Origin of the sequence: Hylemonella sp. W303a, assembly GCF_046452315.1 — a bacterium.
Lineage (GTDB): Bacteria > Pseudomonadota > Gammaproteobacteria > Burkholderiales > Burkholderiaceae_C > Hylemonella.
In genome coordinates, this window is the sequence record NZ_JBKFDG010000002.1 from 178295 (window position 1) to 200844 (window position 22550).

Below are 22550 nucleotides of genomic sequence, written 5' to 3' on the forward strand. Positions count from 1 at the left end.
ATGACCTCCCCCCTGCTGATCGCGCAACGCGGCGACATCCAATGCCTGCTGCGGCCTGACAAGGCCAACCGCCACGGTCTGATCACCGGCGCCACCGGCACCGGCAAGACGGTCACCTTGCAAACCCTGGCCGAAGGCTTTTCACGCATTGGTGTGCCGGTCTTCATGGCCGACGTCAAAGGTGACTTGAGCGGCTTGTCGCAGCCCGGCAGCATCCCCGACAAGCTGGCTGCGGTGCTGCAGGAGCGTGGCCTGCAGGCCCCACCACCTGCGGCCTGCCCCACCACGCTCTGGGACGTCTTCGGTGAACAGGGCCACCCCGTGCGTGCCACGGTCAGCGACCTCGGCCCCGTGCTGCTGGCCCGCATGCTGGACCTGAACGAGACCCAGGAAGGCGTGCTGCAACTGGTCTTCAAGATCGCCGACGACCAGGGACTGCTGCTCCTCGACCTGAAGGACCTGCGCGCGATGTGTCAGTTCGTCGGCGAGAACGCAGCGCAGTTCAAAACCCAGTACGGCAACGTCAGCGCCGCCAGCATCGGGGCCATCCAGCGCGGCCTGCTGCAGATCGAAGCACAGGGTGGCGAAAAATTCTTTGGCGAACCCATGCTGGACATCGCCGACTTCATGCAGACCGTCTCGGGACGTGGCGTCGTGAACATCCTCGCGGCGGACAAGCTGATGACCGCGCCCCGCCTCTACGCGGCTTTCCTGCTCTGGCTGCTCTCGGAGCTGTTCGAGCAACTGCCCGAAGTCGGCGACCTCGACAAACCCAAGCTCGTTTTCTTCTTCGACGAAGCCCACCTGCTTTTCAGCGACGCGCCCAAGGCGCTGCTGGAGCGCATCGAGCTCGTCGTGCGCCTGGTGCGTAGCAAGGGCGTGGGGGTGTATTTCGTGACGCAGAACCCTCTGGACATCCCGGACACAGTGCTGGGCCAGTTGGGCAATCGCGTACAGCACGCGCTGCGCGCTTACACCCCGCGCGACCAGAAAGCCGTCAAAACGGCGGCCGACACGATGCGCCCCAACCCCGCGTTGGGAGACATGGCGCGCGCCATCACCGAGTTGGGCGTGGGCGAGGCCCTGATCAGTTTCTTGGACGACAAGGGTCGACCTGGGATGACCGAGCGGGCCTGGGTGCTGCCACCGGGCAGCCAGATCGGCCCTGCCACGCCCGCGCAACGACAGACATTGATGTCCGGCTCCTTGGTGGCAGGCGTCTATGAAAAAGCGCAGGACCGCGATTCGGCTTTCGAGAAGCTGACCCTGCGCACGCAGGAAAAACAGTCGCAGCAGGTCCAGCAAGCCCAGACCCAACAAAAAGACGACGGCGGATTGCTGGGCGGCTTGGGTGATCTGCTCGGCGGTGGCCCGAAGCGCACCCGTGCGAGCGTGGGCGAGCAATTCATCAAGAGCGCGGCCAGTACCATCGGCCGCGAGGTCGGGCGTCAGATCATTCGGGGCGTGCTGGGCGGCATCCTGGGCAGGCGCTGAATGCCATCAGATACCCTCGGCGCCCCCCGAACTGGGCTGGCAAGTCGCCAGGAGACCTAGAGCAGCTTCCCTGGGTTCATGATCTGGTTCGGATCCAGGGCTTGCTTGATGCGCATCATCAATTCGAACTCCAACGCTGATTTGTAGCGCGGCAATTCTTCGCGGCGCAGTTGACCGATGCCGTGCTCGGCGCTGATGCTGCCGCCCAGCGCGTGCACGCGATCGTGCACCACGCGGTTCAGGGACGCGGTGCGTGCGGTGTACTCTGCATGAGGTGTGTCCAGTGGCAGCAGCACGTTGTAGTGCAAATTGCCGTCGCCCAGATGGCCGAAGTTGACGATGCGCACGCCGGGCAGAAGCGCGCGCAGAGCGGCATCAGCGTCGGCCACGAACCCGGCAATGGCCGAAATGGGCAAGGCAATGTCGTGTTTCACCGCCTTACCCGCTCTGACCTGGGCCTGGGAGATGCCCTCGCGCAGCTTCCAAAGCGCACTGGCCTGGGCCGTGCTCGCGCAGATCGCCACATCCTGCGCCCATCCCGCTTCCAACGCAGCGCCCAGGCTTTGCTCCAGCAAATCCAGCAGGCCGTCGGCGCGGGCATCGGCCAATTCGACCAAGGCGTGGAAGGCATGCGCGCCTTGCAGGGGCGCGCGCGTGGCCGTGACATGCTCCAACACCAGCGCCAGCGACGCCTGCGACATCATCTCGAACGCGACCAACCGCTCCCCACAGTAGGAGCGCAAGTGCGCCTGCAAAGCGACCAGCGCGTCAATGCTGTCGGCCCCAATCCAGGCCGTGGCTCGGGCGATGGGCTGCGGGTAGAGCTTGAGCACGGCGGCGGTGATCACGCCCAGCGTGCCTTCGGAACCGATGAAAAGATGGCGCAGGTCGTAGCCGGTGTTGTCCTTGCGCAGCGCGCGCAGGCCGTTCCAGACGCGGCCGTCGGGCAAGACGGCCTCGACACCCAGCACCAAGTCACGCATATTGCCGTAACGCAGCACGGCGATGCCACCGGCATTGGTGGCCAGGTTGCCGCCGATGGTGCAACTGCCCTCGGACCCCAGGCTCAAGGGAAAGAAGCGCCCCACCTCTGCAGCCGCCGCGTGGACCTGGGCCAGCAGTACTCCGGCCTCCACGGTCAGGCTGTTGTTCATCGGATCAACTTCCCGGATGGCGTTCATGCGCGCGGTGCTCAACACCAGCTGCGCTCCGCTGGCATCGGGGGTAGCGCCACCGCTCATGCCGGTGTTGCCGCCCTGAGTCACCACAGGGGTATGCGTCTCGTGACAGATGGCCATGACCGCGGCGGTTTGCGCGGTGTCGCGGGGACGGACCACCACCGGCGTGCGTCCCTGCCACTTGCCGAGCCAGTCACGCAGGTAGGGTGCCTGGGCCTCGGGGTCGAGCACCAGGCCAGCGTCACCCACAGCCGCGTGCAGGCGTTGCAACAACTCGGGGTGGGCGGCGGCGGCCGCACCAGCGAAGCTTTCGGCGTTCAGTGTCATCTTGGCGGGTAAGAAAAGAATTGCGGTGTCGGCGAGACGCTGTCACCAGCCGAGTTGGACTCGGCCCAGCGCCATCGCGGTGGCAGCCTGCGTCGGCTCAACCACCGGAAGGCCCGTGGCCTGCTGCACCGGCTCACGGAACGGCGCCATGCCGGCGCAGCCCATCACCAGCACCTGCGCGCCCCGTTCGTCTCGCAGGCGGCGGCCAGCCTCGCACATGGCCTGCAGCGTCGCGGGCCGATCGGCCAAGGCCGACACGCTGCGGCCGATCGCCACCTCGCCAGCACAACGCCCAGCCACGCCTATGGCGCTCCAACTGCGCAGGTGACGTGGAATCGAGCCCGGCAGGATGGCGATCACGCCGAAGGTCTGGCCCAGGGTCAAGGCGGTGAGCACCGCGCTCTCGCTGATGCCGAGCACGGGCACGCGCACGGCCTCACGCAGGAGTTGCAAGCCCGGGTCGCTGAAACAGGCGATCACGAAGGCACTGGCGCGACCCTGATGAGCCAGTGCAAAGCGATGCACCGACAACGCGGCCGTATCCACGTCGAGCTGGGTCTGAACGCCGGGCGGCCCGTCGGCCAGGGTCACGCATTCGATGGGTGGTCCCCCCGCCAAGCGCAGGGGCGCGACGGCTGCGTCGAGCCCAGCGGTCACGCCCGTGTCGCTGTTGGGATTGATGACGTAGATGGGGTTCGGCATAGCAGGTCCAGATCGCCGGGCAGGCCTTGCGCCGGTCCTGGGCAGTCTAAGTGCGCCCGAGCGGCATGAGCCTTGCTTTGTTGTGGGCTACTGTTAACTCTTTGTTATGCGAAGCCACCCTTCGCCCCCCGCCATGTCCATGAACCTGCGCCAGATCGAGGTGTTCCGCGCCGTCATGATCACCGGATCCATCAGCGGCGCCTCTCAATTGCTGTTCGTGTCGCAGCCCGCCGTCAGCCGCCTGCTGTCGCACACCGAGTCGAGGGTCGGTTTCGCGCTGTTCGAGCGGATCAAGGGCAGGCTCTATGCGACGCCCGAGGCCAAGAAGCTGTTCCGCGAGGTCGAGCAGGTCTATGCGGGGGTGTTGCGCGTCAACGAATTGGCGCGCGAGCTGGGTGAACACCGCGAGGGCATCCTGAACGTGGTGTCCAGCCCCAGTGTGGGACAGATGGTGATCCCCCAAGCCATGGCCACCTTCCGGCACAGTCACCCGCAAGTGAAATTGGGCTTTCAGTTTCTGGGCTACGCGCCCCTGGTGGAGCGACTGCTGAACCACCAGGCCGACCTGGGCGTGACCATCCTGCCCGTCGAGCACCCCAACCTGGACACCACGCCACTGGGGAGCGCTCGACTGGTCTGCATCTGCCCCTACAACCATCCGCTGTCACGCCGCGCGATCCTGGGTGCGGATGACCTGCTGGCCTTTCCGCTGGTTGCCTACGACCGTGGCTCGCCCTTCGGCGTGCTGGTCACGGGCTGGTTCGAGGCCCGTGGTCAAGGCTACCGCACCGCCATCGAAGTCGGCTCGCCACAAAACGCCTGCGCCTTGGTACAGGCTGGCGCCGGCATCGCGCTGGTCGACGAGTTTTCAGTGCGCAGCTGGCCGGCCAGCCAACTGGTGGTGCGCCCCTTGCAGGAGGCACCGGCACTGCACGCCAATCTGGTGCACTCGCGTTTCGAGCCGCTGTCTCAGATCGCCCAGACCTTCGTGAGCGTGTTGCGTGAGCTGATGCACAGCGAGGGGTTTGAGTCGACGGAGCCCGCAGCGTCCACCTTGACTTAACACCATGTTAACGATTGCCGTCAAAAAAGCACGCGACACGGCGCGACCCAGCTTTCCATAATCGCCGCCAACTTCACTGCCCTACGTGCACTTGTCCATGACTGCTTCAACCGCTCTCGCTTCTCTTGCCAACGCCCGGGGCGTGTACACCATTTGCCCCACGCCGTTCGCGGCCGACGGCGCCCTGGACCTTGCCAGCATCGCTTCGCTGGTGGACTTCCAAATCGAGGCCGGGGTGCATGGCTTGGCCATCCTGGGTTTCCTGGGTGAATCACACAAGCTGTCGCAGGATGAACGCGGCCAGGTGATCCGCGCATTCGTCGCGCAAGTGAAAAGCCGTGTACCCGTGTGGGTCGGCGTGCGCGCGCTGGGCATCGCGGGTGCGGTAGAGCAGGCCCGCGAGGCCGAGCGCCTGGGTGCTCAGGCCGTGTTCGTCGCCCCTTTGGACACCACGGCCGACGCGGTGCAGTTCGACTACTACCGGACGGTGGCGCAATCCGTGCGCATCCCGGTGGTCATCCATGATTTCCCCGACTCCTTCGGCACCGAAATCAGCGCCGATCTGGTGGCGCGCCTGGGCCGCGAAGGCGGCGTGGGCATGATCAAGATGGAAGAACCGCCGGTCGGCCAAAAAATCTCGCGCATCCTCGAATTGGCCCAGGGCAGCATGAAGGTGTTCGGCGGCTTGGGAGGCGTCTATTTCCTCGAGGAATTGCAACGCGGCGCCGTCGGCACCATGACCGGTTTCGCTTTCCCCGAAATCCTGGTGCGCATCTACGCACACCACGCCGCGGGCGACCTCGCCGCCGCAGCCGCCACCTTCGACCGCTACTGCCCACTGATCCGCTACGAATTCCAGCCCAAGGTCGGCTTGGCCCTGCGCAAGACCACTTACATGCGTCGGGGCGTGATCGCCTGCGACGCCATCCGCTCACCAGGCATGCGGATGGATCCGGTCACGGCGCGCGAGCTGGAAGCCACCGTTCGACGCGTCGGACTGTCGCTGGACCAGCGCGGCCCCTACGCCATCGCCTGAGGACATTGAGATGGACCTTGGCATTTCCGGACGCAGCGCCTTGGTGTGCGCCTCCAGCAAAGGGCTGGGCCGCGCCTGTGCCCTCTCCCTGGCCCGCGAAGGCGTGCGCCTGACCTTGGTGGCCCGTGGCGAGGACGCTCTGCAAACCACGGCAGACTTCATTCGCCGCAGCACGGGTGCGCAAGTCAGCACCGTCGCCGCCGACGTGACCACCGAAACAGGCCGCGCAGCCGTGCTGAAGGCCTGCCCCGAACCCGACATCCTGGTCACCAATGCCGGCGGCCCCAAGCCGGGCGACTTCCGCGACTGGGACCGTGACGCTTGGATCGCGGCGCTCGACGCCAACATGCTCACGCCGATCGCGCTGATCAAGGCCACGGTGGACACGATGATCGCGCGGCGCTTCGGACGGATCGTCAACATCACTTCGGGCGCGGTGAAAGCGCCGATCGACATCCTGGGCCTGTCCAACGGCGCACGCAGCGGCTTGACCGGCTTCGTGGCCGGATTGTCACGCGTCACCGTGGCCCACAACGTCACCATCAACAACCTGCTGCCCGGCCCCTTCGAAACCGATCGCCTGAAGGAAACCGCCGCGCAGTGGGCCGCCAAGAGCGGCAAGACCATCGAGGCCGTGATCGCCGAACGGGGCGCGGCCAACCCGGCGCGCCGCTTGGGCGACCCGGCGGAGTTTGGCGACGCCTGCGCCTACCTGTGCAGCGCGCAAGCCGGGTTCATCACCGGGCAGAACCTGCTGCTCGATGGCGGTCACTACCCCGGCACGTTCTAAGGCCAGCCCCTCCATGGACTTTGACCTCACCATCCGCCACGGCCGCGTCTGCAACGCGGACGGCAGCTTCGAGGCCGACATCGGCATCCGCGACGGTCGCATCGCAGCGCTGGCGCCGGGTCTGCCGGCTGGCCGCGAGGACGTGGATGCCAGCGGTCGCTGGGTGCTGCCCGGCGGGATCGACAGCCACTGCCACATCGAGCAACTGTCGGGCATGGGGGTGATGTGCGCGGACGATTTCTACAGCGGCACCGTGTCGGCCGCGTTCGGCGGCACAACGACCATCCTGTCCTTCGCGGCGCAACACCGCAACGATCAGATTCCGGCCGTGCTGGCGGACTACCACCGCCTGGCCGCCGAGAAGGCCGTGATCGACTATGGCTTTCACCTGATCCTCACCAACCCCGACGAGACCGCGCTGCGCGTGCATTTGCCGCAGGCCGTGCATGAAGGCATCAGCTCGCTGAAGGTCTACATGACCTACGACAAGCTCAAGCTCGACGACTATCAGCTGCTGGAGGTGCTCGCCACCGCTGGCGAACTAGGCGCGTTGGTGATGCTGCACGCCGAAAACCACGACATGATCCGCTGGATCGCGCACCGCCTGCTGGAGCGGGGCCACACCGCGCCCAAGTTCCATGCAGTCGCGCACGACGCGCTGGCCGAGACGGAGGCCACGCACCGCGCCATCGCGCTGTCGCGGTTGGTGAATGTGCCGGTGCTGATCGTCCACGTGGCCGGCCAGGAAACAGTGGCCTTGATCCGCGCCGCCCAGCAACTGGGCGCCTCTGTGCTGGCCGAGAGTTGCCCGCAGTACCTGTTCCTCGAAGCGGACGACAGCGACCGGCCCGGAATGGAAGGCGCCAAGTTCTGCTGCAGTCCGCCACCGCGCGATGCAGCCTCGCAGGAGGCCGTCTGGAGCGGCCTGCTCGACGGCACGCTTGGGGTCTACTCGTCGGACCACGCCCCATACCGCTTCGATGCATCGGGCAAACTGCCCAAAGGCGAGGCCACAACCTTCAAGGAAATGGCCAATGGCGTGCCGGGCATCGAGCTGCGCCTGCCGCTGCTGTTTTCCGAGGGTGTGATGACCGGCCGCATGCGCATCGAGCAATTCGTCGCGCTGACCGCCACCAACCATGCCCGCCTCTACGGCCTGGCTCCACGCAAGGGCGCCATTGCCGTGGGTGCCGACGCTGACATCGCGCTGTGGGACCCCACGCGCGTGGTCGAAGTCAAGGCCGAGATGCTCCACGATAACGTGGGCTACACCCCTTATGAAGGCCGCCGCATCACTGGCTGGCCCACCGAGGTTTACAGCCGCGGACGCGCCGTGGTGCGCGAAGGCCGACTACTGGCAGCGCGCGGCAGTGGCCAGTTCGTTGCGCGGGGTCCATCCAGCGCCGTGCACACCGGGACACGGCGTGACCCGGGACGCGGTGCTTTCAGCGCGCTTGTTGGCCTGGGCCACAAGGCCTGACGCTCATCGTTTCCAAGCCACCTCTTTCGTTCAACCCGTCCACCAGGAGTGATTCACATGCAACGCCGTCCCCTCATCACTGTTTCGCTGCGCGCGCTGGCCCTCGCCACCGCGACCGCCCTGTTCTGCGCGGGTGCCGCCCTGGCCCAGACCGGCCCATTGCGCACCGCCGTGGACGCGACCTTTGCCCCGCACGCCATGGCCAAGCTGGGCGGCGGCTCACAAGGCTTCAACATCGACCTCGGCGAGGAACTGGCCAAGCGCCTGGGTCGCAAGATCGAGATCGAAGCCACCGAGTTCTCGGGTCTGGTACCCGGTCTCAACAGCAAGCGCTACGACTTCCTGCTGGCGCCCGTGACCGTGACGCCCGAGCGCGCCAAGGCCATGCTGTTCACCGAGGGTTACCTCGACACGGACTACTCCTTCCTCGGCCGCAAGGGCAGCACGCTGACGAAGTTGGAGGACCTCAAGGGCAAGACCATCGCCGTCAACAAAGGCTCGAACTACGAGGGCTGGGCTCGCGACAACGCCGCGAAGTACGACTTCAAGTTCGACGTCTACGGCAGCAACGCGGACGCCGTGCAAGCCGTGCTGGCGACGCGGGCTGACTACAACCTGGCCGGTACCACCGTGGTGGCCTGGGCCGCCAAGCAGAACCCCGCGTTGCAGACCGGATACACCATCAAGACAGGCCTGGTTTGGGCCCTGCCATTCCGTCTTGACGACGCCGCCGGTCGCGCCGCTGCGTCCAACGCCCTCAAGTGCATGAAGCAGGACGGCACCATCGCCAAGCTGGCCCTCAAGTGGTTCGGCTACACCCCGGGAAGCGAAGACGCCGCTGTGAAGATCGCGCCCGGCACCGGCGTGCCCGGCATGGGCGGCTACGACCCGACGCCTGTCACGCCGAAATGCGTCTGAGCTGACGGCCACGACACCAACACACCCCTGCGCTCGCTGCCTAATCCCGCACCGCCGCCATGCCCACACCCCCGCCCCTGCTTGAACTCGTCGGACTGCGAAAGTCCTACGGCACCCACGACGTGTTGCGCGGTGTGGACCTGCGGGTGCGCCCCGGGGAACTTGTGTGCGTGATCGGCCCCTCAGGTTCGGGCAAGAGCTCCATGCTGCGCTGCTGCAACCGCCTGGAGGAGGCCAGCGGAGGGCAGGTGATCTTCGATGGCCGCGACATCACACGCGCCGATGTCGACATCAACGCCGTGCGCCAACAGATCGGCATGGTGTTCCAGGCCTTCAACCTCTATCCGCACCTCAGCGCGCTGGACAATGTGGCCTTGGCCCTGCGAGTGGTGCAAGGACACACCAAGGCAGAGGCACGCGACGCGGCGCTGTCGGCGTTGGAACGCGTCGGCCTGGGTCACAAGGCCGACGCCTACCCGGCGCAACTGTCGGGTGGCCAGCAACAGCGGGTGGGCATCGCCCGCTCGGTGGCGCTTCAGCCCCGGCTGATCCTCTTCGACGAGCCAACCAGCGCCTTGGACCCAGAACTGGTGGAGGACGTGCTGAAGGTCATGCGCCAGCTGCGCGAGGGCGGCATGACCATGCTGGTGGTGACGCACGAGATGGCGTTTGCCCACGCGGCGGCCGACCGCGTGGTGTTCATGGACGGCGGCGTGGTGGTCGAAGAAGGCAGCGCGGCGGACGTGTTCGAACGCCCCCGCGAGGCCCGCACTCGGAGCTTCGTCGGCCGTTACGCGGAGGCCCGTGCGTCGTGAGCGAGACCCACACCGGCTTGGTCTTCACCTTCCTGAACCCGGAGGTGGCCGCGCGCTACTGGCTGCAAATCCTGCATGGCCTGGGCGTCACCGTCGCCGTGGGCCTGGCGGTGGTGCTGACCGGCTTGCTACTGGGCCTGGGGCTGGCCGTGCTGCGCGCCTTGCACTGGCGCGCGCTGAGCCTGCTGGTGGTGGCTTACGCCGATGTGATGCGATCTCTGCCGCCTCTGATCCTCCTCATCGTGGTGTATTTCGGCTTTCCTTCGCTCGGTCTTCCCCTCTCGGCCTTCGCCACCACCTGGCTGGCGCTGTCGCTGGTGCTCGCGGCGTACGCTGAAGAGAGCATCTGGGCCGGCATGGTCTCGCTGCCCGAAGGCCAGATGGACGCCGCTCGCTCGACCGGACTGCGCTGGTGGCAAGCCATGCGCTGGGTGGTGCTGCCACAGGCCCTGCGGCGTGCCGTGCCGCCATTGACCAACCGCGTGATCTCCATCACCAAGAACACCGCGCTGGGCTCGGTGGTTGCGCTCAGCGAAATCCTGAATCAGGCCCAGGCCGCCAGCAGCACCTCGGGCAATCCAACGCCCCTGACATTGGGCGCGCTTGCTTACTTGGTGGTGTTCCTGCCGGTGGTGGCGCTCGCGCGGTGGATCGAACGTCGCGGAAAGAGCCACTGAACATGGACGCGCTGCTGCAAAACTTCTTCAATCTGCCGATCTACGGCCAGGTGTTTCCTTACCTGCTGCAAGGTCTGTGGACCACGGTCTGGTTGTCGGCACTGGTGATCCCATTGGGTGCGGCGGGCGGACTGGGCCTCGCACTGGTGCTGAACCAAAGCACACGCCGAGGCCCCCGCTGGGCGGCTGTGGCCTTCATTGACTTCTTCCGAGCCTTCCCTCCGCTGGTGTTGCTGGTGTTCGTGTACTTTGGCTTGCCCTTCCTCGGCTGGGAAATCCCCAAACTCGGCGCCGTGCTGCTGGGCTTTCTGCTGAACAACGCGGCCTATTACGCGGAGGTGTTCCGGGCAGGTCTCGAAGCGGTGCCCCCCGGCCAGATGGAAGCCGCCCGTTCCACCGGTCTTACACGGATGCAGGCGCTGCGCCACGTGGTCGTGCCACAGGCCATGAAGAATGTGCTGCCTGATCTGGTCAGCAACAGCATCGAAGTGGTGAAGCTCACCACGATCGCCAGCGTAGTGGGGCTGCCCGAGCTGCTGCGCGCCGCGCGCGACGCGCAATCGCTGGTCTACAACCCCTCGCCCGTCGTGCTGGCGGCGCTCATGTACCTCGCGTTGTTGTGGCCGCTGACGCGTTGGATGGCCCGGCTGGAACACAACCGACTGCGCGGCCGTTGATCCGGCCGCTCGCGGCTCAAGCCCTCCGCCTTCCGCTAGCGCCGCTTCGCCTTCCACACCCCCGGCAACGCCGCCACCGTCGCCAGCACCTTGGCCAGTCGGCCGGTGCTGGCCACTTCCACGGTCAGCGTCATTCGGGCCACGCCCTGCACGGTCTGGGTCTGGGCGCCGATGACGTTGATCTTTTCCTTGACGAAGACTTCGCTGACGTCGCGCAGCAACCCTTGACGGTCGGCGGCTTCGATGTGCACGTCCACGGGATACACCGGGCTGTGCTTGCCCTCACCCCCGCTCTTGGGCAGCCCCCACTCCACATCAATCACCCGCTCGCCATGCGTGCTGATCAGGGCCTGCAAGCTGGCGCAGTCGGCCCGGTGCACGCTGACACCCTTGCCTCGGGTCACGAAACCGCGTATGGCATCGGGCGGCGCGGGCTTGCAGCATTTGGCGAGTTGGGTCAGCAGGGAATCCACGCCGACCACCAGCACCCCGCCCTTGCCCGTCCCCTCGCTGCGTGGGCGGCGCAGCATGGACTGCACGGCGTCGTCGGCTTCGACCGCTGGAACAGGGTCGGTCGGACGCAGCACGGCCTCGATGCTGCGCAGCGACAGCTCGTCCTTGCCGACCACCTCGAACAAGGCCTGCGCGTTCGTGAAACCGAGCTGCGCGGCCAGGTCGTCCAACTTGATGGCCGTCTTGCCCTCGCGCTGCAGGATTTTTTCCACCGCCTCGCGTCCCCGTGCGATGGTCTCCTGAGCGGCCTGGGCGTTGAACCAGGCGCGCACCTTGGCGCGCGCGCGTGGGCTGACCATGTAACCCAATTCGGGGTTGAGCCAGTCGCGCGACGGCCCACCTTCCTTCACGGCGACGATCTCGACGGTCTGGCCGTTCTTCAGCGACGTGTTGAGTGGCACCATCGCGCCGTCAACGCGCGCGCCGCGACAGTGGTGACCCAAGTCGGTGTGGACGCTGTAGGCGAAGTCCACTGGCGTGGCACCCTGCGGCAAGTCCACGATGGTCGCCTGCGGGGTGAGCACATAGATGCGGTCGTCCAGCACGGCGCCGGCCTCTCCGCGCGCGAGGCCCGCCGCGCCCTCGTCTTTGCCGCTGGACAAGTCCTGCTCCCAGGCCAGCAGTTGGCGCAGCACCGCGATTTTGGCGTCGTACGCGCTGTCGGCGGTCACGCCGCCGCCGTAGCCCTTGGCCCCCGCCTCCTTGTAGGCCCAGTGAGCGGCCACGCCCAGCTCCGCGTGCTCGTGCATGGCCTGGGTGCGAATCTGGATCTCGATGGCACGACCCTCGGCATCGCGCACCACCGTGTGCAGCGACTGGTAGCCATTGGGCTTGGGCCGGGCGATGTAGTCGTCAAACTCCTCGACCACGGGCGTGTAGTGGCTGTGCACCCAACTCAGAGCCGCATAGCACGCCGGCACGTCGGGCACCACCACCCGCAGCGCTCGCACGTCGTAAATGCGGTCGAAGTCCAGTGACTTGCCGCGCATCTTTCGGATGATGCTGTAGATGTGCTTGGGGCGGCCCTGGACCTGAGCCTCCATGCCCTGGGCGCGCAGCTCGCGCTCGATGCCGTCGCGCAGTTGCGCCATGTACGCCTCTCGCTCGATCCGTTTCTCGTCGAGCAAGCGGGCGATGTGTTTGTAAGTGTCGGGCTCCAGGAAGCGGAAGGCCAGGTCTTCCATCTCCCACTTGATCTCCCAGATGCCGAGTCGGTTGGCCAGGGGCGCGAAGACATGCAGCGACTCCGCCGCCAATCCGGGCGGCAAAGGCCGTTTGCTGGCCGCGAACCAGCGCAAGGTTTGCAGACGGGAGGCAAGACGCAAGAGCACCACGCGCAAGTCGCGCGAGAAAGCCAGCAGCATCTTGCGCACGTTCTCGATCTGGACGGCTCCCAGATCCATGACAGTACCTTCAGCGCCCGATTTCTCAAGCAACTCGCGCTGCGCCTTGGCGCGCGCCTGCCGTTGCACCAAGACCAGCTGCGTGGTCTCCACCGCCAGCGCGGCGTAACTCTCTCCAAAGGCCTGCGCGATGACCTCGCGCGGCTTGTTCAGGTAGGCACTGGCATAGACCAAGTAGGTCGCGGCCTGCATGGTCTCCGCCCCCCCGATGGTCCGCAAAATGGACGCGACCGCATCGGCATGGGCCAAGGTGTTTTCACCGGTCTCCAGGGTTTCGCCAGCCAACAGTGGCTCGGCGAACGCGCGCGCGCGCGCGATGGCCGCGCCCGCTGGCGAAGGCGTGGAGGCGCTGGCCGCAGCGGCGTCGGTGGCGACGGTGATCAGCGCGGCCGCGGATTCGGCACGCTCCGCCGCTCGTTCAGCGGTCTGACTTTTCATGCTGCCCCGCCATCAGGAACCCAGCAGGAAGTCTCGCACCGCGCTCACTTGGTCATTGGCGACCAAGGTCGGCGCATGTCCCACGCCCGCGAACTCGAGCACCCGCGCCCGCGGGCCGCGCTGGGTCATGGCCCGGGCGGTTTCAGCGGACAGCAGGTCCGAATCTCGCCCGCGCAGCAGCAAGGTGTCGGCTTTGATGGCGTCGTACATTTGCCAAAGCAAGGCCTCGCCCGCGGCTGCGGTCTCGGGCGTCATCTGCCGGTAGGGAGCGGCAATCGCTGGGTCGTAATGCAGCACATAACCTGCACCCTTGCCCGCTTGCTGTGGCGCGGGCTTGAGCATGGGACGGGTCAGGTCTAACCATTGCTCTCGCGTGTGAGGTCCAAAGCCGGTCGAAATCAGTCGCAGTGCCTCGGCAGCCTGCTCCAAGGTATCGAACCGCAAGGGGGCACCCAGGTAGGTGCCAATGCGCTGCAGCGCAGCCCAAGCGATGACCGGGCCGACGTCGTTGAGCACCAGCTTGCGAATCGGGATGGGCACCGGCAGCGCACCGGGTTGCAATGCGGCCTGCCCCAGCAGAGCCAAACCGATCAGGCCGCCCATGCTGGTGCCCAGCCAATCCAGAGTGACCGGCTTCAACGTCCCCAGCAAGACGGCCATGTCCGTCGCGTACAGAGGGATCTGGTAGCCCATGGGATCGGCCAGCCAGTCGCTGCGCCCACGACCCACGACGTCTGGACAAACGATGCGCAGACCACTGGAATCCCCACCCGCTGAATTCAGCAGAGCCCGGGCCAGCACGTCGAAATCGCGTCCCTGACGCGACAGGCCATGGACGCAGAGCAGCACGTGGGGCGCATCGTCCCGCCCCCATTGCCAGTACGCCATGCGGTGGGTTCCGTCGTGGCCGCCCACGGCCGCACCGGGACAGGAGACATGGTTGAGCTTGGGTTCGGTCATGATGCGCGGTTTGCGGGGACGCGCGGTTCGGGGTGCCGCGCATGGCATCATCCTAATTCATCGATTTACCCCCCAGCGGAATGGAGACAAAAATGCTGAAAGGCAAAACCGCCCTCGTCACGGGATCGACCAGCGGGATCGGACTGGGCATTGCCAAGGCCCTGGCGCAACAAGGCGCGAACATCGTTCTGAATGGTTTCGGCGATGCGCAAGGACCGAAACGTGAAATCGAAGCTCTGGGTGTTGAAGTGGACTACCACGGCGCGGACATGAGCCTTCCCGCCGAGATCGAGGCGATGATGGCATTCGCGGCGCAGCGCTTTGGCCGTGTTGACATCTTGGTCAACAACGCCGGCATCCAGCATGTGGCGCGGGTCGAGCATTTCCCGCCGGAGCGTTGGGACGCGGTGATCGCCATCAACCTCAGTTCCGCCTTCCATGCCACGCGCCTGGCCCTGCCTGCGATGCTGGCAGCCGACGCGGGCAAGGGCTGGGGCCGCATCATCAACGTGGCCTCGGTGCACGGTTTGGTCGCCTCCGCCGAGAAATCCGCCTACGTCGCAGCCAAGCACGGGCTCGTGGGCTTGACCAAGGTCACCGCGTTGGAAAACGCAACCACTGGTGTGACCTGTAACGCGATCTGTCCAGGCTGGGTGCTCACCCCCCTGGTTCAGAAGCAGGTAGACGCGAAAGCCCAAGCCCTCAATCTCAGCAACGCGGAGGCGACCAAGCTCCTACTCGGCGAAAAAGAGCCCTCCCTGCAGTTCACCACCCCCGAGGAACTGGGTGCTCTGGCGGTGTTCTTCTGCTCCCCCGCCGCCGACAATGTGCGGGGCGTGGCCTGGAACATGGATGGCGGCTGGGCTGCCCAATAAAACCCCAGCGCAATACACCTGCTCGACGCGAGCGATACCCGGGACCCTAACCGTTTGTAACATTCTGCAAAGGGGAGGTCGCTCGCTGGCTGTAGGCAAGCGGTCAGCGGCACAATCCCGCCCATAACCGTGCGGTTTTTCCCATTTCGGTCATTTCAACGAATTACAACTTTTCTGTCAGTGCCATGACGACCCCATCCAACAGCCGTACCGACAAGATCCTGGTCGTTGACGACGACGCCCGCATCCGTGACCTGCTGCGCCGCTACCTGACCCAGGAGGGATTCGAGGTCTTTCTGGCCGAGGATGGCAAAGCGCTCACGCGCATCCTGCTGCGTGAATCCGTGGACCTCATCGTGCTCGACCTGATGATGCCTGGCGAGGACGGGCTGTCCATCTGCCGTCGCCTGCGCGCCGCGAACGATCGCACGCCCATCATCATGCTGACCGCCAAGGTGGAAGACGTGGATCGCATCGTCGGCCTGGAGGTCGGCGCGGACGACTACCTGGGCAAACCCTTCAACCCCCGCGAGTTGCTGGCCCGCATCAATGCCGTGTTGCGCCGCCGCCCCGCGCCGGAAGCGCCGGGAGCGCCCTCCAGCGAGCAGGAGGTCGTGGCCTTTGGCCCGTACGTGTTTGACCTCAGCGCGCGCACCCTGCGCAAGGACGGCGAGGAGCTGCCGCTGACCACGGGGGAATTCGCGATGCTCAAGGCCTTGGTGCGTCACCCGCGTCAGCCCATGTCACGCGAGAAGCTCGCCCAGCAGGCGCGCGGACGTGAATTCGAGCCATTTGACCGCAGCCTGGACGTGCAGGTCTCGCGCCTGCGCAAGCTCATCGAGCTGGATCCAGCGTCCCCGCGCTACATCCAGACCGTCTGGGGCGTGGGTTACGTCTTCGTGCCGGACGGCGCGCATTGACGCCCGTCATTGCGCGCCCTGCCGCTGACCTGTCCGGGAGATGGCTCTGAATCACGATCCAGGCGATGGGCCGGATTCCGACGAAGCGATGCGTCGGGCCGCCGAGTTGGGCGTTCCCCTGGTCTCGGCCGACCCGACCACGGCGCGCTGGCTGGCCTGGCTGAAGGAAGACAATGCGGGCAAACCCAGCGAGAAGACCGAGATTCCGCCTGACTTCACGCGGCCCCACGCGGTCCCCGAACGACCTCGCGAGCCACCGTCCCGTTCGCAGCAGCCTGTGCCCGGGCACGGCACTGCGGACCTTGATGATGCCGCGGCCGTCGACGTGCCATTTTTCCCAGCGAGTGGATTCAGTTTGTTCTGGCGCACCTTTGGTCTGATCAGTCTCCTTCTCGGCGCAAGCACGCTGACCTGGTTGGAAACACTCAACCTGCTCGAAAGTGAAACACGTCAGGGCGTCTGGCTGCTTTGGCTGGTGGTGGGCGTGCTGCTGTCGCTGGCGGGCGTGGCCTTCGTCGCGCACTTGATCAACCAACCCTTCAAGCAGCTCTCCTTCGCCACCAGCCGCATCCGCGAGGGCGATTTCGAGGCCAGCCGCTTGGACGAACGGGTGCCAACCGCCGAGATCCGGCAAGTCAATATCGGATTCAACCGCATGGCCCAGCGCTTGGCCAAGTTGGACCAGGACCGCGCGGTGATGCTCGCGGGCATCAGCCATGACCTGCGGACACCGCTGTCGCGGCTGCGCCTGGAGACCGAGATGAGCGTGGACGACGCGGACGCGCGCGCGCACATGGTGGCCGACCTGGAGCAACTGGACGCCATCATCGACAAATTCATGGACTACGCGCGGCCTGACCATGTTCGGTTGGAGCGCGTCAACTTGAACGAGGTGATCCGCAGTTGCCTCTACGCCTTCGAGCCCCGCGAGGACATGCGCTTCAACATCGATTTGCCAGCGGACCTGTGGGTCATGGCCGACGCGGTGGAACTGGGCCGCGTCATCTCCAACCTGGTGGAGAACGCGCGCCGCTATGGCAAGACGCCAGAAACCGGCATCACCACGCTGGACATCGGCGTGCGCGCGCGCGAGCCCTGGGTGCAGCTGCGCCTGCGCGACCATGGCCCCGGCGTGGCGCCCGAGCACCTGCCCAACTTGACCAAGCCCTTCTACCGGGGCGACACCGCGCGCACGGCCGCCACGGGCGCGGGGCTGGGCCTGGCCATCGTGGACAAGACCCTGCGCCGCATGGGCGGACGCTTCGGCGTGGGCAACAGCAGCTTGGGGGGCTTCAGCACCCGCATCGAGCTGCGGCAAGCGAAATAGCGCCCGCACATCCGCCTTGGACCGGCCAAGTGCACCGCCGAGCGCGCGAGTGCAGGACGTTGAATGGCTTCAGCGCAGCAGCAGCACCACGGCCCGCGCCTCGATGCTCAGGCCCTCGCCCACGGGCCCGAGTTTCTCGGCCGTCTTGGCTTTCACATTGACCTGAGCTTCGTCCAGACCAAGCAATGCGGCGATGCGAGTGCGCATGGCGGGGATGTGTGGCGCCATCTTGGGCGCCTGGGCAACGATGGTGCTGTCCACGTTGGCGACGCGCCAGCCCTGGGCCCGCACCCGCGCGCAGGCCTCGGCCAGCAGCACGCCAGAGTCCGCGCCCTTGAAGCGGGGCTCGGTGTCGGGAAAATGGCGGCCGATGTCACCCAGGCCCGCCGCGCCGAACAACGCGTCGGTGATGGCGTGCAGCAAGGCGTCCGCGTCGGAGTGCCCTAACAAGCCTTTGGCATACGGCACCTGGATGCCGCCCAGGATCAGGGGGCGCCCATCGACCAGCTGGTGCACGTCCCAGCCCTCTCCGATTCTCATGTCTGGAATGCTCATGCGCTCTTCTTTCTCGCTTGCAGCACGGCCTCGGCCAATGCGAAATCCTCGGGATAGGTCACTTTGAAATTCTGCGCGCTGCCGGGCACCAGGCGCGGCGCGAGGCCTTGGGCCTCGATGGCACTGGCCTCGTCGGTCACGACGGTACCGACTTGCGCCGCCTGGTCCAAGGCCTGAGCCAAGAGCCCCAAGCGGAACATCTGGGGCGTCTGGGCCAGCCATTTGTCGGTGCGGTCGAGAGTGGCTTGGACCCTGGCGTAGGCGCGGTCCGCACCCGCCTGCTTGAGGGTGTCGGGCAGCGGCAAGGCAAGCAAGCCCCCCACGGGGTCTTCAGCGCAAGCGGCCATCAAGGCCTCGATCTGCGCGGGGGTGATCAAACAGCGGGCAGCGTCGTGCACCAGCACCCAGTCATCGTCCCGCGCGCCCCGGGCGCGCAACTCCAGCAGGCCGCGGGCCACGGTGTCGGCACGGGTCGCTCCCCCGACAGGCACCACGGACCAGGCGGGCGTGGAACTGAGAAAGGTGTCCCCAGCCGCCACCACCACCAGCAGCTGCCGCAACGCGGGCTGCGAAGCCGCTACGGCCGCAAACGCCGCCAGCGTGTGCAAGACCAGCGCCTGGCCTGCGACGGCCTGGTATTGCTTGGGAACGGCCCCCCCAGCACGGCTGCCGGTGCCAGCGCAGGGGATCAGGACATGGAACTGAGGCAAAAGATCTGTCATGGAATGGGGAACCATTTTCCCATGCGCTCGCCCCTGCCAGCTGACGCGACGCAGCCCAAGCGGTTCCAGGCGGGCGTAACGCCGACCCACTAAAATCCCGCCATACCCCCTGTACCCGACGCAGGGGGTTTTCGCGTTTTCTGCACCCGATGGAACTCCCCAAGCTTCAAACCGGCAAGAGACACACCTTGCCCCGCCCGCCCGGCTCCGCCGATGCCCTGCTGCTGGCCCGACTGGCTCAAAGGGAAAAAGAGGCTGGGCGTTTGCTGGCCATCGTTTGCGCCGACGCGACCGACACGCAACGCCTGATCGACGAGATCGCCTTCTTCTCGCCTTCCCTGCGCTGCGCGGTTTTTCCCGACTGGGAAACCCTGCCCTACGACAGCTTCTCCCCGCACCAGGACCTGATCAGCGAACGCCTGGCCACGCTCTGGCGCCTCTACAACACGGGCCAGAGCAGCACGGGCTCGGTGAAGCCGGAAGACGCCATCGACTTGGTGTTGATGCCGGCCACGACCGCGCTGTACCGACTGGCGCCCCCAAGCTTTCTGGCAGCCACCACGTTCGAGTTCAAGGTCAAGCAGAAGCTGGACGAAGCGGCCCTGCGCAGCCAGCTCACACTGGCCGGCTACAACCATGTCACCCAGGTGGTCAGCCCCGGTGAATACGCCGTGCGTGGCGGACTGATTGACCTCTTCCCCATGGGCTCGGCCGTGCCTTACCGCGTGGACCTGTTCGACAACGAAGTGGACAGCATCCGCACCTTCGACCCCGACAGCCAGCGCAGCCTCTACCCCGTGCCCGAGGTGCGCCTACTGCCGGGGCGCGAGTTCCCGATGGACGAGGGCTCGCGCGCGCTGTTCCGCCGCCGCTGGCGCGAACTGCTGGAGGGCGACCCGACCAAGAGCCGGCTCTACAAGGACATGGGCAATGGCGTGGCGACCGCTGGGATTGAATACTACCTGCCACTGTTCTTCGAAGAGACGGCCACCGTCTTCGATTACCTGAACGGTGGACGCCAACAGAGTGCCACGCTGGTGCTGCATGGCGACATCGAACCCGCCCTGCGGCGTTTCTGGACCGACACCCAAGACCGCTACCGCCTGGCCCAAGGCGAGCCCGAGCGTCCGCCCATGCCGCCCGAGCACCTGTTCCTCAATGCGGAGCAGTTCTTCACCCTGGCCAACGCCCACGCTCAGCTCGCGCTGAAAGCTGCCAGCAGCGGCCAGGAGGCGCCGGACTTCGCCGAGTTCGACCGCCTGCCCGAGGTGACCGCCGCGCGCGGCACCGACGACCCCCTGCTCAAGCTCAAGGAACACCTGCGCAACACCCAGCACCGCGTGCTGCTGCTGGCCGAAAGCGAGGGACGGCGCGAAAGCTTGCTGGATTTCCTGCGCGCCAGCAGCGTGGTTCCGCCCGCTTTCGACTCCCTGGAGGAATTCCGCGCCAGCGAGGAACGCCTGGGTATCGCGACCGCCGCGCTGCAGCAGGGCTTTGCCTGGACGCAGGAAGCACTGGACTTCGTCACCGAGACGGAGCTGTTCGCGACCAGCTCGGGCGCTCGCCGCCGCAAGAAGCAGGAACAGGTCAGCGACGTCGAATCGCTGATCAAGGACCTGTCCGAGCTCAATGTGGGCGACCCCGTGGTGCATGCCAGCCATGGCATCGGCCGCTACCGCGGCCTGGTCAACATGGACGTGGGCGCCAAGAACCCCGATGGCTCCCCCGCGCCACAGGAGTTCCTGCATCTGGAGTACGCCGACCAGGCGGTGCTCTACGTGCCGGTCAGTCAGCTACAGCTGATCAGCCGCTACACCGGCGTCAGCGCGGACGAAGCCCCGCTGCACAAACTGGGCAGCGGCCAGTGGGAGAAAGCCAAGCGCAAGGCGGCGCAGCAGATCCGCGACGCGGCGGCTGAGCTGTTGAACATCTACGCCCGCCGAGCTGCGCGCGAAGGCCATGCCTTCCGCTTCTCGCCGCGCGACTATGAGCAGTTCGCCAATGACTTCGGCTTCGAAGAAACCGCCGACCAGAAAGCCGCGATCCACGCGGTGATCCAAGACATGATCAGCCCGCAACCGATGGACCGCCTGGTCTGCGGCGACGTGGGCTTCGGCAAAACCGAGGTCGCCCTGCGCGCCGCTTTCGTGGCCGTCACCGGGGGGCGACAGGTGGCCTTCCTCGCGCCCACCACGCTGCTGGCCGAGCAGCACTACCAGACCCTGGTGGACCGTTTCTCCAAATGGCCGGTCAAGGTAGCGGAGATGAGCCGATTCCGCTCGGCCAAGGAGATCAGCGCCGCGCTCAAGGGCGTGGCCGACGGCAGCGTGGACATCGTGGTCGGCACGCACAAACTGCTGAGCGCAGAAACGAAGTTCAAAGACCTGGGCCTGCTCATCATCGACGAGGAGCACCGTTTCGGCGTGCGCCACAAGGAAGCCGTCAAAGCGCTGCGCGCCGAGGTGGATGTGCTCACGCTGACCGCCACGCCGATTCCGCGCACCTTGGGTATGGCGCTCGAAGGCCTGCGCGATCTCAGCGTGATCGCCACCGCGCCGCAGAGGCGCTTGGCCATCAAGACCTTCGTGCGCAACGAGGACAAAGGCGTGATCCGCGAGGCTGTGCTGCGTGAGTTGAAGCGCGGTGGCCAGGTGTACTTCCTGCACAACGAAGTCGAGACCATTGAGAACCGCCGCGCACGGCTGGAGGAACTGCTGCCCGAGGCCCGCATCGGCGTCGCACACGGCCAAATGCCCGAGCGCCAGCTCGAAGCCGTGATGCGTGACTTCGTGGCCCAGCGCACCAATCTGCTGTTGTGCTCGACCATCATCGAGACCGGCATCGACGTGCCCTCGGCCAACACCATCGTGATCAGCCGCGCCGACAAGTTCGGTCTGGCGCAGTTGCACCAATTGCGTGGTCGCGTGGGCCGCAGCCATCACCAAGCCTATGCCTACCTGATGGTGCCGGACAAGGAAAGCCTGACCAAGCAGGCCTCGCAGCGTCTGGACGCCATCCAGGCCATGGAAGAGTTGGGCAGCGGCTTCTACCTTGCGATGCACGACCTCGAAATCCGCGGCGCGGGTGAAGTGCTCGGTGAGAATCAGAGCGGCAACATGCTGGAAGTGGGTTTCCAGCTCTACAACGAGATGCTCGGCGAGGCCGTGCGCAGCCTCAAGGAAGGCAAGGAGCCCGACCTGCTGGCGCCGATGAGCGCCGCCACCGACATCAATCTGCATGCGCCTGCCTTGCTGCCCGACGACTATTGCGGCGACGTGCACATGCGCTTGTCCTTCTACAAGAAACTCGCCACGGCGAAAAAGACAGAGCAGATCGACGCCTTGCTGGAAGAGCTGGTCGACCGCTTCGGCAAACTGCCCGCGCAAGCGCAGACACTGATCGACGTGCATCGCCTGCGCGTCATCAGCCAACCCTATGGCGTGGTCAAGGTGGATGCAACGCCCCAGTTGATCAACATCACCTTCCGGGCGGACGCGCCCGTGGACGCGATGAAGGTGATCGAGCTGGTGCGCAAGAACAAGCACATCAAGCTGGTCGGCAACGAAAAACTGCGCATCGAGCGTGAGCTGCCGGACGCCAAGGCGCGCGCGCACCTGGTGCGTGATGTGCTGCGCTCATTGGGCGAGCCCGTGAGGGAGAAAATTGCGACATGACAACAT

General features: G+C 66.1%; 19 protein-coding genes. 13 read left to right on the forward strand and 6 right to left on the reverse strand.

The window, feature by feature from the left end:
* Complete coding sequence (locus ACLBKS_RS04465) at nt 1–1494, forward strand: helicase HerA-like domain-containing protein (RefSeq protein WP_410191595.1); 1494 nt, start codon at nt 1–3, stop codon at nt 1492–1494.
* Nucleotides 1495–1550: 56 nt separating this feature from the next.
* Here ACLBKS_RS04465 and ACLBKS_RS04470 read toward each other — a convergent pair whose 3' ends face one another.
* Both ACLBKS_RS04470 and ACLBKS_RS04475 read right to left on the reverse strand, forming a co-directional pair.
* Nucleotides 1551–2999 carry an FAD-binding oxidoreductase gene (locus ACLBKS_RS04470; protein WP_410191596.1) on the reverse strand — a complete coding sequence of 483 codons (1449 nt, stop codon included), beginning with the start codon at nt 2997–2999 and terminating at the stop codon, nt 1551–1553.
* 42 nt (nt 3000–3041) lie between these two features.
* A complete protein-coding gene (locus ACLBKS_RS04475; protein ID WP_410191597.1) occupies nt 3042–3701 on the reverse strand; it encodes an aspartate/glutamate racemase family protein in 660 nt (219 codons plus the stop codon).
* Nucleotides 3702–3834: 133 nt separating this feature from the next.
* Between ACLBKS_RS04475 and ACLBKS_RS04480 the strand changes: the two genes are divergently transcribed.
* From ACLBKS_RS04480 to ACLBKS_RS04515, 8 genes are all read left to right on the forward strand, one after another.
* A complete protein-coding gene (locus tag ACLBKS_RS04480) occupies nt 3835–4764 on the forward strand; it encodes a LysR family transcriptional regulator (RefSeq protein WP_410191598.1) in 930 nt (309 codons plus the stop codon).
* Between the two features lie 97 nt (nt 4765–4861).
* Entirely contained in the window at nt 4862–5800 is a 939-nt protein-coding gene (locus ACLBKS_RS04485; RefSeq protein ID WP_410191599.1) for a dihydrodipicolinate synthase family protein, read from the forward strand.
* Nucleotides 5801–5810: 10 nt separating this feature from the next.
* Nucleotides 5811–6590, forward strand: coding sequence for an SDR family oxidoreductase (locus ACLBKS_RS04490; protein WP_410191600.1), 780 nt, complete (start codon nt 5811–5813; stop codon nt 6588–6590).
* Nucleotides 6591–6603: 13 nt separating this feature from the next.
* Nucleotides 6604–8070 (forward strand): dihydropyrimidinase, encoded by a 1467-nt coding sequence (hydA, locus tag ACLBKS_RS04495; RefSeq protein ID WP_410191601.1) that lies wholly within the window; start codon nt 6604–6606, stop codon nt 8068–8070.
* Between the two features lie 57 nt (nt 8071–8127).
* Nucleotides 8128–8988 (forward strand): transporter substrate-binding domain-containing protein, encoded by an 861-nt coding sequence (locus ACLBKS_RS04500; RefSeq protein WP_410191602.1) that lies wholly within the window; start codon nt 8128–8130, stop codon nt 8986–8988.
* A gap of 59 nt (nt 8989–9047) precedes the next feature.
* Nucleotides 9048–9803, forward strand: a complete 756-nt coding sequence (locus ACLBKS_RS04505) for an amino acid ABC transporter ATP-binding protein (protein WP_410191603.1) — start codon at nt 9048–9050, stop codon at nt 9801–9803.
* Complete coding sequence (locus ACLBKS_RS04510) at nt 9800–10480, forward strand: amino acid ABC transporter permease (protein WP_410191604.1); 681 nt, start codon at nt 9800–9802, stop codon at nt 10478–10480. The genes ACLBKS_RS04505 and ACLBKS_RS04510 overlap by 4 nt, the downstream gene beginning before the upstream one ends.
* Nucleotides 10481–10482: 2 nt before the next feature.
* Nucleotides 10483–11157: an amino acid ABC transporter permease gene (locus ACLBKS_RS04515; protein WP_410191605.1), complete on the forward strand. Its 675-nt coding sequence runs from the start codon at nt 10483–10485 to the stop codon at nt 11155–11157.
* A gap of 35 nt (nt 11158–11192) precedes the next feature.
* Here ACLBKS_RS04515 and ACLBKS_RS04520 read toward each other — a convergent pair whose 3' ends face one another.
* Both ACLBKS_RS04520 and ACLBKS_RS04525 read right to left on the reverse strand, forming a co-directional pair.
* A complete protein-coding gene (locus ACLBKS_RS04520) occupies nt 11193–13511 on the reverse strand; it encodes a RelA/SpoT family protein (RefSeq protein ID WP_410191606.1) in 2319 nt (772 codons plus the stop codon).
* A 12-nt stretch (nt 13512–13523) separates the two neighbouring features.
* A complete protein-coding gene (locus tag ACLBKS_RS04525; protein WP_410191607.1) occupies nt 13524–14471 on the reverse strand; it encodes an alpha/beta fold hydrolase in 948 nt (315 codons plus the stop codon).
* A gap of 92 nt (nt 14472–14563) precedes the next feature.
* Between ACLBKS_RS04525 and ACLBKS_RS04530 the strand changes: the two genes are divergently transcribed.
* The 3 genes from ACLBKS_RS04530 (at nt 14564) to ACLBKS_RS04540 (ending at nt 17593) form a co-directional block, all read left to right on the forward strand.
* The gene (locus ACLBKS_RS04530; protein WP_410191608.1) at nt 14564–15346 is read left to right on the forward strand and encodes a 3-hydroxybutyrate dehydrogenase; all 783 of its coding nucleotides are present in this window, start codon (nt 14564–14566) and stop codon (nt 15344–15346) included.
* Between the two features lie 185 nt (nt 15347–15531).
* Nucleotides 15532–16266, forward strand: coding sequence for a two-component system response regulator OmpR (gene ompR, locus ACLBKS_RS04535; RefSeq protein WP_006298009.1), 735 nt, complete (start codon nt 15532–15534; stop codon nt 16264–16266).
* 40 nt (nt 16267–16306) lie between these two features.
* Nucleotides 16307–17593 (forward strand): ATP-binding protein, encoded by a 1287-nt coding sequence (locus tag ACLBKS_RS04540; protein WP_410191609.1) that lies wholly within the window; start codon nt 16307–16309, stop codon nt 17591–17593.
* Nucleotides 17594–17662: 69 nt separating this feature from the next.
* Here ACLBKS_RS04540 and ispF read toward each other — a convergent pair whose 3' ends face one another.
* Nucleotides 17663–18148: a 2-C-methyl-D-erythritol 2,4-cyclodiphosphate synthase gene (gene ispF, locus ACLBKS_RS04545; RefSeq protein WP_410191610.1), complete on the reverse strand. Its 486-nt coding sequence runs from the start codon at nt 18146–18148 to the stop codon at nt 17663–17665.
* A complete protein-coding gene (gene ispD, locus ACLBKS_RS04550; protein ID WP_410191611.1) occupies nt 18145–18870 on the reverse strand; it encodes a 2-C-methyl-D-erythritol 4-phosphate cytidylyltransferase in 726 nt (241 codons plus the stop codon). Before ispD ends, ispF begins: the two co-directional genes overlap by 4 nt.
* Nucleotides 18871–19019: 149 nt before the next feature.
* Between ispD and mfd the strand changes: the two genes are divergently transcribed.
* Nucleotides 19020–22544, forward strand: coding sequence for a transcription-repair coupling factor (gene mfd, locus ACLBKS_RS04555; RefSeq protein WP_410191612.1), 3525 nt, complete (start codon nt 19020–19022; stop codon nt 22542–22544).
* The last annotated feature ends 6 nt before the right edge of the window (nt 22545–22550 follow it).